General features: G+C 60.8%; 16 protein-coding genes and 1 pseudogene. 8 read left to right on the forward strand and 9 right to left on the reverse strand.

The window, feature by feature from the left end; genetic code table 11:
• The 7 genes and pseudogenes from AAW51_RS26260 to AAW51_RS31035 all read left to right on the forward strand — a co-directional run bounded on the left by AAW51_RS26260 (position 1) and on the right by AAW51_RS31035 (position 4,810).
• Entirely contained in the window at positions 1-1,176 is a 1,176-nt protein-coding gene (locus AAW51_RS26260) for an HAF repeat-containing PEP-CTERM protein (RefSeq protein WP_047196981.1), read from the forward strand.
• An 892-nt stretch (positions 1,177-2,068) separates the two neighbouring features.
• Positions 2,069-2,560, forward strand: a complete 492-nt coding sequence (locus tag AAW51_RS26265) for a type VI secretion system amidase effector protein Tae4 (RefSeq protein ID WP_047196982.1) — start codon at positions 2,069-2,071, stop codon at positions 2,558-2,560.
• Positions 2,557-2,970: a T6SS amidase immunity protein Tai4 family protein gene (locus AAW51_RS26270; RefSeq protein ID WP_047196983.1), complete on the forward strand. Its 414-nt coding sequence runs from the start codon at positions 2,557-2,559 to the stop codon at positions 2,968-2,970. Before AAW51_RS26265 ends, AAW51_RS26270 begins: the two co-directional genes overlap by 4 nt.
• Before the next feature lie 287 nt (positions 2,971-3,257).
• Positions 3,258-3,731 (forward strand): hypothetical protein, encoded by a 474-nt coding sequence (locus AAW51_RS30290; protein ID WP_157360069.1) that lies wholly within the window; start codon positions 3,258-3,260, stop codon positions 3,729-3,731.
• A 51-nt stretch (positions 3,732-3,782) separates the two neighbouring features.
• A complete protein-coding gene (locus AAW51_RS26280; protein ID WP_047196985.1) occupies positions 3,783-4,475 on the forward strand; it encodes a hypothetical protein in 693 nt (230 codons plus the stop codon).
• A gap of 50 nt (positions 4,476-4,525) precedes the next feature.
• A pseudogene (locus tag AAW51_RS31435) lies at positions 4,526-4,606 on the forward strand (hypothetical protein); the annotation flags it as partial.
• A gap of 12 nt (positions 4,607-4,618) precedes the next feature.
• Positions 4,619-4,810, forward strand: coding sequence for a hypothetical protein (locus tag AAW51_RS31035; RefSeq protein ID WP_238947698.1), 192 nt, complete (start codon positions 4,619-4,621; stop codon positions 4,808-4,810).
• A 215-nt stretch (positions 4,811-5,025) separates the two neighbouring features.
• On the opposite strand, the gene AAW51_RS31440 is transcribed toward AAW51_RS31035, so the two are convergent.
• Both AAW51_RS31440 and AAW51_RS30295 read right to left on the reverse strand, forming a co-directional pair.
• Positions 5,026-5,256 carry a YrhB domain-containing protein gene (locus tag AAW51_RS31440; RefSeq protein ID WP_417903628.1) on the reverse strand — a complete coding sequence of 77 codons (231 nt, stop codon included), beginning with the start codon at positions 5,254-5,256 and terminating at the stop codon, positions 5,026-5,028.
• Between the two features lie 31 nt (positions 5,257-5,287).
• Entirely contained in the window at positions 5,288-6,769 is a 1,482-nt protein-coding gene (locus AAW51_RS30295; protein WP_157360070.1) for a hypothetical protein, read from the reverse strand.
• Between the two features lie 534 nt (positions 6,770-7,303).
• Here AAW51_RS30295 and AAW51_RS26295 point away from each other — a divergent pair.
• Positions 7,304-8,053 carry an IS110 family RNA-guided transposase gene (locus tag AAW51_RS26295; RefSeq protein WP_238947941.1) on the forward strand — a complete coding sequence of 250 codons (750 nt, stop codon included), beginning with the start codon at positions 7,304-7,306 and terminating at the stop codon, positions 8,051-8,053.
• A 68-nt stretch (positions 8,054-8,121) separates the two neighbouring features.
• On the opposite strand, the gene AAW51_RS26300 is transcribed toward AAW51_RS26295, so the two are convergent.
• The 7 genes from AAW51_RS26300 to AAW51_RS26330 all read right to left on the reverse strand — a co-directional run bounded on the left by AAW51_RS26300 (position 8,122) and on the right by AAW51_RS26330 (position 13,272).
• Positions 8,122-8,526 (reverse strand): tetratricopeptide repeat protein, encoded by a 405-nt coding sequence (locus AAW51_RS26300; RefSeq protein WP_047196987.1) that lies wholly within the window; start codon positions 8,524-8,526, stop codon positions 8,122-8,124.
• 375 nt (positions 8,527-8,901) lie between these two features.
• Positions 8,902-9,120 carry a T6SS amidase immunity protein Tai4 family protein gene (locus AAW51_RS31445; protein WP_083438747.1) on the reverse strand — a complete coding sequence of 73 codons (219 nt, stop codon included), beginning with the start codon at positions 9,118-9,120 and terminating at the stop codon, positions 8,902-8,904.
• Positions 9,121-9,199: 79 nt separating this feature from the next.
• Positions 9,200-10,335, reverse strand: a protein-coding gene (locus AAW51_RS26310) for an IS3 family transposase (protein WP_417903583.1) whose coding sequence is annotated in 2 segments (ribosomal slippage) — positions 9,200-10,086 and positions 10,086-10,335 — 1,137 coding nt in all. Because the reading frame shifts where the segments join, the coding sequence is not laid out codon by codon here.
• Positions 10,336-10,400: 65 nt separating this feature from the next.
• Positions 10,401-10,610: a T6SS amidase immunity protein Tai4 family protein gene (locus tag AAW51_RS26320; RefSeq protein ID WP_047198341.1), complete on the reverse strand. Its 210-nt coding sequence runs from the start codon at positions 10,608-10,610 to the stop codon at positions 10,401-10,403.
• 326 nt (positions 10,611-10,936) lie between these two features.
• Positions 10,937-11,320 (reverse strand): T6SS effector amidase Tae4 family protein, encoded by a 384-nt coding sequence (locus tag AAW51_RS31450; RefSeq protein ID WP_083438748.1) that lies wholly within the window; start codon positions 11,318-11,320, stop codon positions 10,937-10,939.
• A gap of 88 nt (positions 11,321-11,408) precedes the next feature.
• Positions 11,409-11,705, reverse strand: a complete 297-nt coding sequence (locus tag AAW51_RS26325; protein ID WP_047196988.1) for a Rap1a/Tai family immunity protein — start codon at positions 11,703-11,705, stop codon at positions 11,409-11,411.
• Between the two features lie 505 nt (positions 11,706-12,210).
• The gene (locus tag AAW51_RS26330) at positions 12,211-13,272 is read right to left on the reverse strand and encodes a PDDEXK nuclease domain-containing protein (protein ID WP_083438603.1); all 1,062 of its coding nucleotides are present in this window, start codon (positions 13,270-13,272) and stop codon (positions 12,211-12,213) included.
• Positions 13,273-13,830: the final 558 nt, after the last annotated feature.

Consider the following 13,830-nt stretch of genomic DNA (forward strand, 5'->3'; position numbering starts at 1 on the left):
TTGCAGCTCAAGAACGACCGCCCACTTCGCCATACCGACCAGGGACCTACCGTGTTTCAACCGACCCGACTGCTCTTCTCCGCGCTTCTCGCGCTGGCCCCTCTCGGGGCTGCTACTGCGTCTGCGCAGGACGCCGCTGGCCCCCGCTACACGGTCACCGAAATCAAGGCCGGCACACCAGCGTACGTCTCCGTCACCAGCATGAACGACCTCGGCGAAGTGGTTGGCGATATCTCCGATGGCCGTGGCGGCTACCACGCCTTCATCTGGAGCCCGACAACCGCACTTCGACTATTGCCGCCGCCGAAGGGGGCAACCCAGACCTGGGCGAGCGACATCAACAACAGCGGGCAGGTCGCCGGGTCTGCCACCGTCGGTGAAGAACGGCACGCCTTCGTCTACCGAGACGGGGTGACGACCAGTCTCGGGACCCTGGGTCGCAGCGTCGACGTGCGCTCCATCAATGCGTCCGGCATGCTGGCCGGCAGCTTGCCCAATGAACACGGGCAGCGCACCCCGTTCATCTACGACGGCACGTCGGTTCGGTCTCTGGGGCTGCTGCCGGAGTTCATCCGCGGCGAGGCGGTTGCCATCAACGACCGGGGCCAAGCGGTGGGAAGCCTTGGGTACGAGTCCGGCCCCGACTCTCCCATGTATTACAGCGACGGTCAGATGAACTTGTTGAAAGGACCGAATGGGGAAATCATCGGTAGCGCAAGCGACATCAACGAGGCGGGGCAGGTCGCACTGTGGTACGGGACCCTCGGAGACATGGACATGCACGCGGCCATCTGGGACGCCGAGAACGGCACGGTGGCGATACCCCTGCCCGAGAACAGCGACTACTGGTGGAGCACCCCGGTGGCCATGAACGACGCAGGTGACGTTTTGGGCCGGCTCTTCGGCCGGGACGTGGACGCGCGACACTTTGCCTACGTCGATGGCGAAACCTTCGAGTTGTACACAAGGTTGGTGCCCGGCATGCAGGAAAAGTGGAACATCGTCAGTGCGCACGACATCAACAACCGAGGACAGATTCTGGTCGGCGCTCAACTCCGGGGGACTGATCAATACGCGGCTCTGCTGTTGACCCCGGTTCCTGAGCCTCACACCGTGGCACTGGTGTTCGTCGGACTGGGAGCGCTCGCCTGGCGGGCAAGGGTGCGCCGGCCGTAAGGGCGAGGTTCTCAATCGCCATACCGCAACTGTTTGCGGTCGGCCCGGCGGAATGGACTCGTGCCTGCTACTTGTCGAGCCTTCTCACCGAACCGCTACCCCAGGGTCGCCGTGAGCGTCGCCAGTCGATACCTTGTTTTCGGTGCCGGGTTGGATGAAGCGCAGCTCAACGCCGTTGCGTGCCGCCCTGTCATATTCAGATCCCCACCGCACCGCTGACTCTCGTGTCATGGCTGCCACATTTCATCCCTGGGGATCGATGGTGTCCAAGGACGCTATTGTTTCGTACGCAATGGGATGGACGCCCCCACCCGGTGACGGCATCAATGTGCCAGAGTGGAAGTGTCAGCAACCACTCGCCCGGAAGGAGCGTCCATCCCATTGCATACCTTCGAGATGCGGGAGTTCAAATTCAAGGTCTGACCCTGACGCTGTATGGCGCGCTCGAAGGCACCGAGGCGAAGCTGGCGCTCCAGTTCACGACTGCTCCACTTCTCCTGCACGGCTATGCGCAGGTAGAACTCACGCTCCTCGGTCCGTTTGGATTGGTCCAGGATGATGAGGTTGAGCGTTCACGACAAACTCTCACCAGCGGTGAGAGTTTGTCGTCCCGATACGTGGCGAAGAACTGTCGCATGCGCCTCAGGTTCTGCAGCGAAAAGCCGCGCAGGCCGGGCACGCCCGAGTGTGTGCACCACAGCGTCAGGCAACGAAGTACCGCGATGGGAAGCACTAGGCGGATGCTCATCTTGTTCACCAGCGAGGTGACGCAGAAGGAAGCCCTTGCAGCTCGAGATGAGCAGCATACCTCCCCCAACTGGGCGTATAGGTCAGTTCGCAGCACGTGGCATGGCGTCGTAAGATCCCGGCAAACTACAGCAGGGAGTGCAGCATGGGAAGGCCATCATTCAATTCTGCATGGGCTGCCTTCATGGCAGTTCGGGTCTCGGTTGCCGAAGTTGGAAAGAAGATCGGCGGCAACGTTCAAAAGAACATTGAGTTGCCCGAGGGCGGGTTTCAAAACGCCTGCCCGATCCGCATGAGCTATGTGCTCAACGTGACGGGCTTCCCCATCCCCAAGAGCTCGCAATACGCGATGGTCAGTGGCGGCGACCGGCACCAGTACATCTACCGCGTCGGCGACATGATGAGCTACCTTGAGCACGCCTTCGGCAAGCCAGACAAAACCGTGAAGTCACCCACGCAGGCCGACTTTGCGGGGATGAAAGGAATCATCGTGGTGAAGGGCCATGGTTGGGGAAACGCAAGGGGGCACGTGACGCTGTGGGATGGCACCAAGTGTTCGGACAGTTGCCACCTCATGCATGATCCAGACAACGGCCCCTTCGTCCCAGACGTCGCCTCGATATGGGTACTGCGATGAAATCGGCGCTCATTGCGGTCAGCCTCGTCCTGCTCACCCTCGGCCATCTCGCCCGCGCTGATGAAAGCGATCGGGCCCAGTACTCCCGCAGCATGACCGAGACGTACAACCAGAAGACGCTGCTGAAAAACTGGGCCTTGAGCGTCTGCCTGGCCAAGATCTCAAAGGACCCTGCGGCCAAGGCGGACGCCAATGCGACCGCCAGCGCCTATTTGGAGTTCGGGCAACAGCCGATCGAGGCCTACGACGCGCTGCGGGACTTGGCAGACCGGTATGCGAACCGGAAGTATGGCGGCGCTGTGGAGTCAGAGTTCAACACGATGAAGTGCATCGACCTGTTCCACAGCAAGGAACTGGATCAACTCGCGAGCAAGCTCGCGAAGAATGGCCGAAAGCCTACGGCACCGTAGCTGCGTCTCAAGCATTGCAAAGCCGAAACACCACGCCCTTGCCGCCGGGAGATGTGTTGAGGTATCTGCTCACGGAGGACGCTGTCCTGCGCGAGGCATACCGGCGTGGTGCGGTCTCTGCCACTTCGAGTGGCGTCCGACGAAGCTCGGCGCCTGTGAGCGGTGCGATGAAGATGGGCAGGCGACCGCTGCAGGACATTTGGATTACAAGCGTTTACGGCAGCTGGGTCTAGAGAGCGCGCTGTTCCTACGGTATCTTCAATGCTCTGGCTGCAGCCCATCTACTCATGCGTCTTGGAACGGTCCTAAAAATCGGGGTTCTCTGCGTTGCGCTGTCAGCTGGTGCAGGCCTTGCGGCGATTGCCTACCTGTTCTCACAGGAGGATTACACGCCGCAGCCCGGTTCTCTTACCTACTATCTGGGCATCTCCAGCCTGGTGCGCAATGCCCCAATTGCTGCCGCCCTTCAGCCCGCCGAGTACTTTGGCTCGGTCGGCGATGGCAATAAGCTGCCGCAGTCACAAGTGAGCTTCTACGTCTCGCAGGCCGACGCGGCACAAGCCTGGCGAACCCTGCAGCGGTATTTGGACGAGCAAGGCTTTTCGCATGCGCCACCCGACAGTGGCTCGCAAGCGCAGACGGCGTCGACCACCGCGAAGGAAGCGCAGTACACGTCGCCAACGGATGGCAGCGTGCTGATGACGCTGGAGGAGGTACCCGCCGCTGCGGGCCTGCGGGTCAGCTTGACCCACTTCGATTAGCCAGACGACAACAAGCACCCCGAAGAGGGAAGCAAACAGGGAGGTTCCGAGATGTCAACCCGAGCCGATATTCCGCACCGCCTGACTTACACCTGCAACTGCGGCTGGATCGACGTAGGCCATCTGCAGTCGGTGGACACTCCGCGCAACCGCCACGCGAGTGCCAGCTACCTTTGGAAAGACATCTTGTTGGAGCGAGGGCTAAAGGTCAGCGGCCACAACAATCACCACTTGGTCATGTATCGGCAGGCGATGAGCAAGATGGGCTTTTCGCGCGATTTCACGAAGTTCTATTTCGTGCGCAAAGGGTTGCCGCTCGCGGTCAAGCGGTCCGTGGCGCTGGCGATCTTCATGGAAGTGTCGATGGGATTCGAGAACGTCCAAGCATCGCTTTCCATGCTTACCGACAGCGGCTTCAGTGAAGAGGACCTCGTCTCGAACCTGATTGGTTTCTACGTGGCGGTTCTCGGGAACGTTGACTGGCGCGGGCAGTGCAAGCCGGTATCGATGCAAGCCTCTCTGAAAGTTTGGGATGCGGTGGGGCCGGTGGGCACGCGGAAGAATCAGCACTTCCTCCCGCAGTTTCACGCATGCGAAGAATGCCAGACGGTGCACCACCTGCGGCAGCCCTACTTCCCCGCGCTGTTCGCCTCGATCCGGCCTGCGCAAAAGGGTGTGGACTTCTTCGAGGCCACGAGTGGTCTGCCGGTGGCATCCCATCTGTTGTCCACCTTGTTCCGGTGACCACCCCGTTCCAGGCGATTGGTCTGTTCCCGGCAAGATGCGGGACTGGGGTGACACCAAGGCAACGGCAGTCGGGCATATCGATCAAGGGCCGAACGATACTGAATCGTACCGGTCAGGCCGCAATGCGCAGCGCGCTATACATGCTGGCAATCGTCGGGATGCAGCACAACCAGGCGGTCAAGGCTTTCGGCGACCGCCTGCGTTCACACGGGATGGCACCCAAAGCCGTCGTCGGTGCCTGTATGCACAAGCTCGTGCTGCTGATCTTCGGTGTCGTTCGTTCGCGCAGGGCTTTCGATGCCAGTTTGGCAATGCCCAAGCTTGACTTTTAAGACGGTATCTGACCCCGGCACGTGCCCGCGCAGGCGTCGTTGCGCAACGTGTAGTTCATAGCGTCATCAACTATCGTGCGAGTGGACCGGTTGCTTAGCTCAGGTTTGTCTCGACGGCTTAGCAAATAAGCTGGCGCGGCGCCCACGCTGCGAGCAGGCAGCTGCGTGTTGCGCTCGTCTACCTCGCGTCACTATTCGGCCCGAGCCGCCGGACGTCAAACTCTGGGCCGGACCCTCGTAATGAGGTGAAGAGGCGGTCTTCTTAGTTCAGCGGTCTTCCCGCACTTCGAGACAAAGATCGGGCAGTTGCCCACCACTGAATAGCTGATGTCGTTGGTTTCAATGAAACGGGCACTCTGGTACGGGAAGTACCAGCCGTCTTGGTCCTCGATCACGCCCGCGTCGACGATCAAGTAGCAATCCTCGGGAGGGGCAGCGACGTTCACAGCAACGAACTGCGCCGCGATCCCTCTCGCTTCATGTCTGTCCAATTTCTATGCTCCACGAGGAGAGATACCTTCGGCGACTCGGTGCGCCTGCTTTCCCGTCCGCCCCACCGGCTTCGTAAGCTTCCTCGTCACGCCTTGCGGAAGAAGCGAGGTCCCCGCGGATCGCCTTGCAAATGTCACGGACAGGGTCAGCCCCTTTCTCCGATGGCGGCGCGTGCTTGGACTCGACAGACCACCCGAGGACATTTTCGGCTTGAAGAACAAACCCGTAGCGCCCGGCAGCGCCCCGTAGTTCCGCAGCCTGCGCTTCGAAGGCGTTACAGTTGAATCGCCACGCCGAACCCAAGCGCGATCCCACCGTGACACCGCGTAAGGTGCAAGGTTGGTCCTCTTTGTCGGGAGCAGGCTCGGAGGCCTGGCCGTCGGAAGCTGCACCCGGCGATGGCGATGAGAAGTGCGGCGTAGAGGCTCGAACCATCGCGGCGTCCGAAGCGCCCAGATAGCGCAGTGCTTTGCAGCCCGTCTCGTCCAACACGACCCGCGCGGGCGAGAGCCTCACGGAAGCAAGCGACATGACCTGGTTTTGAAGTGACGAAACTCTGCCCATCAGGAAAATCATGAAGAGGAACGCCACGAGAGCAACACCTGCCTGCAACGTCCACTTAGCAAAATGAAAGGTTTGGTCAGTCCGTCCAGTGGAGAGACTTAGGTACACATTCACTGCATTTGAAGCGACAACGGCAAATATGCCAGCTGCGATGGTCATCGAAAAATCAAGCTCGGATTCAACCAGGCCGTCGCTGGGCAGAGAGGCAACTGTGAGAAAAGCAAGCAACGGAAATGCCCCAACGACGCATGTCACAATGACAACGAGCAATCGAGGGAAAAACACCTGGGGCCAGAAGTAGGAGGGGCCTTGTGAACTACTTTGAATTGTATTCCAGCAGTCGAAGAGATAAGGTGCGGCGTAAATCAACGCTGCAGCCGCGAATCCCGATGCCACATGGCGCTGGTAGACCTGGCCGAAGAAGTAATCAGGAAGTGCAGCTGCCAGCACTGCAAGCCAGGGGAACGCGAACGTTGCTATAACAAAGACTAGAACTTTCCCCCTGTCGGCGGACGGATCGTCCGAAGGCGAGGCGGGGGCTGCTGCCCTGGCACCGAACCAGTCGTGAGTGCGTTCGGCGCCACGTTGAGCTACCAGCGCATTGAACCAGATCACTGGGAAGCCCCAAATGCAAAACAGCGACATGCCGACCAGAAACGAGATGCCCGCAACGAGCATCGCCGCTGCGCCCAGCCCTTCCAAGCTGTCAATGGGGTTGTATCGTAGGGATAAGTAATAGATGAAAACCTGGAGGGTGCCGACTACTCCACCCACCTTTAGTGACCTGTTGAAGCCAGTAGACAGGGCCTCCCAGGTCAAGGAACGGAGTGCCTTCGTCAACTGCGGAGACAGTTTTGGGTCAGGCGAAACGTCTTCCTGCTCATAGGGCGTGATTGATGTCATCAGCGGGTCTCCATCGCAGCAGAATTTCCCGCAGTCATTCTGCTTGCCGCGCCAGGTCGAGCCATCCCACCTTAGGGGTGAACGTGTGACAGAACACGTCACGCGCAGCGCTCGCGCCAGGGCTTCTGCATCAGAAGAATGTGCGATTCTCAAAGGCCGGGCGGCGAGCGCAGTGGTCCAGACAGGGTCGCGGTCGACGTGCTTGACGACAACAGAAGGCCCTCGCAGCGGGAGCTTACGGTGCCGCGTCAAGCGCTGGTCAATTGCGAGCACATCTCCTAGTTGGCCCTAGGCCACGCGGCGGCCAAGGCCGGAGGGACCAGGTGCCAGCGCCTTCGAAGCAAGTGCGACGGCTATTTTGTGAGGGCCACAGACGTCAAGCTTGGCGCGTGTGATCTCGCGGTATCAGGATTGGTCGCCATATGACGAGGGGGTCGCCGCAGATCTTGGATTCCTGCCCTACCACATTGGGCAAGGTGCGAGGCTTTAAATTTAGCGCCTGACCCCGGCGCGTTTGCTAGCGTCGTCAATCCACTGCGCGTCAACGGCTTCGCGCAAAGTGAACTGATGCGCAACAAGAACGACCGCGCGGACGCGCAGTTGTTGCTCGCGCGCTTCTGCTCCAAGCATGCGCCTGAGCGTTGGGTCGCTGCACCTGCACATGTGCGTCATCTGCGGGCCCTGGTGGATCGCCTGCAGATCCTCAAAGACATGGTGCAGCAAGAATCCAATCGACTCGAGGCGCTGGACAACAATGCTGGGTTGCGACAGTCAATCGACGATCACATTCAGTGGCTCAAGCGCTGCATGGTCGATCTGCAGCGACAGATTGACGATCACATCGATGGACATGCCGATCTGCGCGAGGACGCGGCGCTGATGCAAAGCATCCCGGGATTGGGACCCGTGACGGTTGCCAAGGTCCTCGCCTACCTCGGCGACGTGCGTCGATTCGGCAATGCCAAAGCGCTGGCCGCGTTCCTCGGGGTGACACCAAGGCAACGGCAGTCGGGCACATCGATCAAGGGCCGAACGATACTGAATCGTACCGGTCATGCGGCAATGCGCACCGCGCTATACATGCCGGCCATCGTCGCGATGCAGCACAACCAGGCCGTGAAGGCTTTCGGCGACCGCCTGCGTTCTCAGGGGATGGCACCCAAAGCCGTCATCGGCGCCTGTATGCACAAGCTCGCGCTGCTGATCTTCGGTGTCGTTCGTTCGCGCAGGGCTTTCGATGTCAGTTTGGCAATGCCCAAGCTTGACTTTCAAGACGGTATCTGACCCTGCGTGGTGTTCGAAGAGCGTGGCGTGGCCACTGGCGTCGCTCCATCCTTGAACCTCGAAAAGGATCACGCCCTTCTTGAGCCCACCCGCCTCACAGCGAGTATCGCGTTACGCTTGGCCAGCAAGAAAGACTTGGAACTGCGAGGAACGCGCCTATAGAGCTTGAGGGCGGCCCGAGGCTGGCCCGCATCCAATAACGCATTGGCGATGTTGTACGTCAGATCCCCTTTGTCCCCAGGATCCGCGTCACGCATAGCTTGCTTGTACAGGCTTTTTGCCTTCCAGTATTTTCCGAGTTCGCTGTAGCAGTCCGCGATAGCCCAGAGGGTGTCGCTATCACCTGGTTCAAGCGACAGCGCTACTCGAAAAGTCAGAAGAGCTTCCTTCAACTTCCCTCCCCGGTAAAGTCCATCCGCTCTGCGGTAGGCGTCGAGGTGCGCCTCCCAGCGCTCATCGTCATCGGTCTGCATGTTAAGAAGTCTGCGCTCATCGGACATGGAGATTGAGGTGCCTGGATGGGAAGTGCGTTCCGTGAGGTCCATGCTCGTCGACGAGGTGACTCGTGGGAGGAGTAAAGGTCATACCAGCCTCGTCCCGACGGGAGCGAAACCTGAAGCTCCACCCTGCCACCGTCCAACCCGGGCTGGCGCAAGTCTTCCACAAAGCGGCCTCGCCAAGCCTCCAAAGCTGCCACATGACGACCCTGCCACGGCACTCCGGCTCCTTTCCTCGTACAAGCAGCAGTGCCCCAGTTCGGTCTGCAAGCGCCTCGAAGCATTCGTCTGAGCGATCCTCAGAGCGGCCTGCCGGATCTTCGCGGGCCGGAGCGAGGTCGCTCGAAAAGGTCAGCGAGCAGACGGCGGGTTGTCTTGCCGGAACGAGCGCTTGGGCTTGATAACGAAGCGCTTCACCTGTGCTTCAAGTTCCTTGCTGTGGTACAGGTCTAGGCACTTGAGCATGTCAAAGCGTACGCCCTTCACTTCCGGCTCGACGAGCGGGTTGTGGTAGTTGCGAGCCAGGTAGGAGTCCACCAACGCCTCGATTTCGTGTGGGCTGTTCTCCATGTCGTAGTTCGCCCAATCGCGCAAGTGACCTGCCCCCTTCTGCCGTGCCAGTCGTATGGAAGGAGTCCGGGGTTGAAGGTTAATTGATCTCGTGTGAAGCTGAAGGTTGGTGAGCAGCACTGCCTGAATGCTGGCGGTGCTGTTCGGCGAAGCGCGAGGGTGGGATGCGTCCGATGCTGCTGTGCGGTCGCACCTCGTTGTAGTCGCGTCGCCAGTGCGCGATGGTCTCCCGGGCCTGCTGCAGGGTCTGGAACCAATGCTCGTTCAGGCACTCGTCCCGGAACTTGCCGTTGAAGCTCTCGATGTAGCCGTTCTGCATGGGTCTGCCGGGCTGGATCAGCAGGTGCCGCACGCCGTGCTCGATGGTCCACGCGATGAAGGCGCGGCTCGTGAACTCCGGCCCGTTGTCGGTCCGCACAGCGGCGGGGTAGCCTCGGAAGCGAGCCGCACGGTCCAGCAGCCTCGTGACGTACTCACCCGAGATGCCGTAATCGACCGTGATGTCAACACACTCGTGGCTGAAGTCGTCGGCGACCGTCAGGCACTTCAGTCGTCGGCCATTGGCCAGGCTGTCACTGACGAAATCCATGCTCCATACCTCGTTGACCATCGTGGCGGCCTGCAGCGGCAGGCGCTCGGCCGGTGGCCTGCGAACCTTCTTGCGCTTGCGCACCGCCAGGTTGGCCGCCGCGTACAGCCGCCACACACGCTTGTGGTTGACGTTGGGGAACTCCGGGCGCAACAAGTCGTGGATGCGGCGGTAGCCGAACCGGCGCCGTTCGTGAGCGATCTCGACGATGCGCCCGGCCAGTGCCTGTGTCTGAGCGTCGGCCTGCGGCGGGTGCCGATAGCTGTCGCGGGATAGCCCCACGAGGCGACACGCACGGCGCTCCGACAGTTGGTGTTCCTGAACCATCTTGCGGACCGCCTCGCGCTTGGCTCGTGGGGCTAACGCTTTACCCCGAGGACGCTCTTGAGCGCGTGCATGTCCAGGTGCGCCTCGGCCAACAGCTTCTTGAGCTTGGCGTTCTCCGCCTCCAGCTCACGCAGCCGTTGCGCGTCCGGCACGTCCATGCCGCCGAACTTGGAGCGCCACTTGTAGAACGTCGCGTCGCTGAAACCGCCCTTGCGGCAGATCTCGGCCACCGGAATACCGGCCTCGGCCTGCTTGAGGAACCCGATGATCTGTTCCTCGCTGAACTTGCTCTTCCTCATGTCCGCCATTCTCCTGGTTGACGGACTTCACTTCCTTTACCCTGGCACGGCTGGTGGGGAGCAGGTCACAAGGCCCCAACCGTGCTGCCCGCGTCAGCAGCGGCTCCGGGTTCCTTCTGGTAGGCCTTTGCGACACACAGGGCGAGCACCATGTCTTTGTAGACCTCTGCATAGGCTCGCCCCGCGGATTCTGGCGAATCGACGGGGCGGTCCTTCGCGCTGGCGATGCCCGCGAGGGCACCGCAGAGCACGACTGTCAGAAGTTTCGGCTTCATCTGAGGCTCCAGAAGTTCGATCGGTCGGTCCGATAGTTGACTCGCGGTCCGTTGAAGCAACGTAAAGCGGCACGAGGGGACAGCCCCCAAATCTCAAGCGCCCCACCCTGCCACCTTCAGGGCAAGGTTCGGGACTTCAAATTCAAGACCTGACCCGGCGCGCGAGCGCTTGCAGTGTCGACTACGGATCGAACAGCGGCTTTCCGGTGCCTGGCTGGATGACTGCCGCGCGGTCGACGTGCAGCGGTATGCGGTGGGCGTCGACCGTTGAAGTTGATCAAGCCAACTGCGTCGGGGCGCCCCTCCCAGTTGCCCGCGTTCAACAGTCAAGTCAAGGGCCAGAACCAGACATCCGAAGAGGTCCAGAAACAGCCGGAACCGCACGTCTGAACGTTGCCAAGCGCGGGCGAAATGATGTCGATGTGTCCGCCGGTACCGTTTAAGTAGCCCGGGATGCTCCAGAACGAGATGACGCCTTTGCGAGTCCCGATGCCTGCCTCGGCATCTGCTTTCTTGAACTTCTCGGGCGTCCCCAGATACGCCGTCTCTGCGAGCAGGCGCGCCAGCTTGGCTTGACCAGGCTCGATGCGATTGCCTTTGTGGTCACCCCGTTTGATGGCAATGCGCCCGCGGACGTTGACGCCACATTTGATCAGCGCGAGGCTGACTCGGATGGCGCAGGTGTTGGTGTAGGCCGCGTTCCCGATCAGATCGTCCCACCGATCTCACGAAGCAGATCTTCCTGGGTCACCCGCTTGTTGCTGGAGTACTGGCCAGCCAGCGTTGCAAAGCTCGGCTTCATTGCTTTCCTTGTTTGCAGGGAAACTTGGTGGCAAGAATCTTCAGGATCTCGGGAGCCGCTGCCCGCTGCTGCTTCTCGGGCGGCAGCTTGCGCAACTCGCCCACCACGATCGAATCGATCTCATCAACCTTCACGGTGCCCTGGTCGCACCAACTGCGGCCTTCCGATGCGTCGGCCACCCCGGCGAGGTAGCCCTCTGCATGCCGAGTGGCAACCATGGCCCGAGCGCTTTGCTCGTGCACGGCCACACCTGTCTCGCCCGTGTAGGCATCGATCACCGACTTGACCGTCATCCTCGGCACCGGCGTATATCCCGCCGCCATCGCTGCTCCTGTCACTAGCAGGAGTAGCCCCCCAAAAGGAGCTTTCGACGTTCTCAATTTCCCTCCCTCGTTTCGCTCGCAGAGGCAACAACGCCATGCAACTCAACGGACTGCTGAGCTGGCTGGCACTGCGGACCAGCCTCGCTCGTTGACTTGCCCATGATTCTGCTGACCTCGTGACGCCGAGCCATCCCACGTTTGGGGTGGAGATGTCACGGGACATATCACACTGCCCGCGCCGACTTGCGTCCGCTCCCTCGGCCTCAGGCTAGCCGGGAGGCAAGTACCGACCAGTGACGCGCGATCGATCGCGTTGATAGCGGGGGGAGGTCATGAATGTGAAGGCTAGGCCCTGCAATGCTCCTGGCGAGATGTGGGATTCGAGTTTGAGGCCGGAGCCGAACGCTTCGGCAGCCTCCTGGCTCTGCAGGCGCGGGCCCAACGCCACACACGTCCGTCCGCTTCCGTGTCAGGTTCACTCCGTTTCCCTTTCCGGTGTATTCAACGCATAGAACTCATGCAACTTGGCCGCCAGCAGTTGCTTGTCCGGCAGCTGCGTTTGGTACTGCGCTACGAGCGCAGGCGAGAGCGTGCGGCTCAGCGCGTACTCCACCACCTCGCTGTCCTTCGACGCGCACAGCAACAGACCGATTGCGGGGTTCTCGTGCGGTTTTCGCACGTCTCGGTCCAACGCTTCCAAATAGAAGTTCAGCTTGCCCAAGTGCTCGGGTTCGAAGCGGTCGACCTTCAGTTCGATGGCAACCAGGCAGTTCAGGCCGCGGTGGAAGAACAGCAGGTCCAGGGCGAAGTCGCGCCCGCCAACTTGCAACAGGAACTGCGAACCAACGAAGCAGAAATCGCGTCCGAGCTCGATGAGGAAGTTGCGCATCTGGGTCAGTAGGCCGCGGTGCAGGTCGGCCTCGGTGTGGCCGACCTGTAGGCCAAGAAATTCAAGGGCGTAGACATCTTTGAACACCTGCGTTGCCGCGTCTCCGTGCATTTCTCTCACCGCTGGTGAGAGTTTTGGCGCTTCGAGCACCGCTCGTTCGAAGGCACCGAGGCGAAGCTGGCGTTCCAGCTCGCGCTTGCTCCACTTCTCCTGCACGGCCATGCGCAGGTAGAACTCACGCTCCTCGATCCGTTTGGCCTGACCCAGAACGATGAGGTTGTGCGTCCACGGCAAAGCTCGCACCAGCGCCGAGAGCCCGGCGTCGCCACGGTATGTATCGAAGAACTGACGCATGCGCCACAGGTTCTGGACCGAAAAGCCGCGCAGCTCAGGCACGGTACGCATGAGGTGGCGCGCCAGGCTCTCTACTACCCCTTCGCCCCATTCCGCCGTCGCCAGCTTGCCGCTGATGTATTCGCCGATCTGCCAGTAGAGGCCGACAAGTTCGATGTTGACGGCCTGGTAGGCGCGGACACGAGCCTGCTCGATCAGGCCGACCACTTCGGAGAATGAAGCTTCCAGCGAAGCCTCGGAACTTGTCTCTGTGGTTAGAAGGGACTGCTTCCTTGTGGGTCTGTGCGTGTTCATACGTCACCGCCCGGTAGTTCACCGAGCAGCAGGTAATCGTGGCCAGCTTTCATGGCTATTCCCTTTCCAATCTATTCCCGCGCCATATCTGGCATCTGACCCTGATGCGCCCTTAGAGGCAGCATGATGGGGTCATAAGTAGTACGGGGACAGCCTCGCGGAGATGCGTTGCCTCGGCGGCAGAAGACGGGATGAGACGGTCGGCGCCTTACCGGCAGAACGCAGGCCACTACAGGTTTACCAGCTTCGGCACACCGAACACCGGTGTCCCAAAGGGGTGGGCAAGGCTGCCGGCCACGAAACCAACGATCGCAAGAATGACTAGCATGGCGCCGACACGCTCCTTCGGTCCTGCTTCGCGCTGCACCCATGCCCCAAATCTTCGAACTTGGCGGGCCACCAGATAAAGCGAAGCAAAGGCGGCCGCGAATACGAATTACAAATAGCCGATAGAAAAGTAGTCCATGTTGCCCCCGTGCATGCGCCCAATCTTCGAGGTAGCGCGGAAGAATGACAAGGAGTCTGCAGGATCGAACAGGGCGGAGGACCTATTAACAA

Origin of the sequence: Caldimonas brevitalea (assembly GCF_001017435.1) — a bacterium.
Taxonomy (GTDB): domain Bacteria; phylum Pseudomonadota; class Gammaproteobacteria; order Burkholderiales; family Burkholderiaceae_C; genus Caldimonas; species Caldimonas brevitalea.

Coding starts and splice junctions, on each gene's coding strand:
- AAW51_RS26265 (WP_047196982.1), top strand. CDS start 2,069: ATGGGAAGGCCATCATTCAATTCTGCATGGGCTGCCTTCATGGCAGTT.
- AAW51_RS26270 (WP_047196983.1), top strand. CDS start 2,557: ATGAAATCGGCGCTCATTGCGGTCAGCCTCGTCCTGCTCACCCTCGGC.
- AAW51_RS30290 (WP_157360069.1), top strand. CDS start 3,258: ATGCGTCTTGGAACGGTCCTAAAAATCGGGGTTCTCTGCGTTGCGCTG.
- AAW51_RS26280 (WP_047196985.1), top strand. CDS start 3,783: ATGTCAACCCGAGCCGATATTCCGCACCGCCTGACTTACACCTGCAAC.
- AAW51_RS31035 (WP_238947698.1), top strand. CDS start 4,619: ATGCTGGCAATCGTCGGGATGCAGCACAACCAGGCGGTCAAGGCTTTC.
- AAW51_RS30295 (WP_157360070.1), bottom strand. CDS start 6,769: ATGACATCAATCACGCCCTATGAGCAGGAAGACGTTTCGCCTGACCCA.
- AAW51_RS26300 (WP_047196987.1), bottom strand. CDS start 8,526: ATGCAGACCGATGACGATGAGCGCTGGGAGGCGCACCTCGACGCCTAC.
- AAW51_RS31445 (WP_083438747.1), bottom strand. CDS start 9,120: ATGGAGAACAGCCCACACGAAATCGAGGCGTTGGTGGACTCCTACCTG.
- AAW51_RS26320 (WP_047198341.1), bottom strand. CDS start 10,610: ATGAAGCCGAAACTTCTGACAGTCGTGCTCTGCGGTGCCCTCGCGGGC.
- AAW51_RS26325 (WP_047196988.1), bottom strand. CDS start 11,705: ATGACGGTCAAGTCGGTGATCGATGCCTACACGGGCGAGACAGGTGTG.
- AAW51_RS26330 (WP_083438603.1), bottom strand. CDS start 13,272: ATGAACACGCACAGACCCACAAGGAAGCAGTCCCTTCTAACCACAGAG.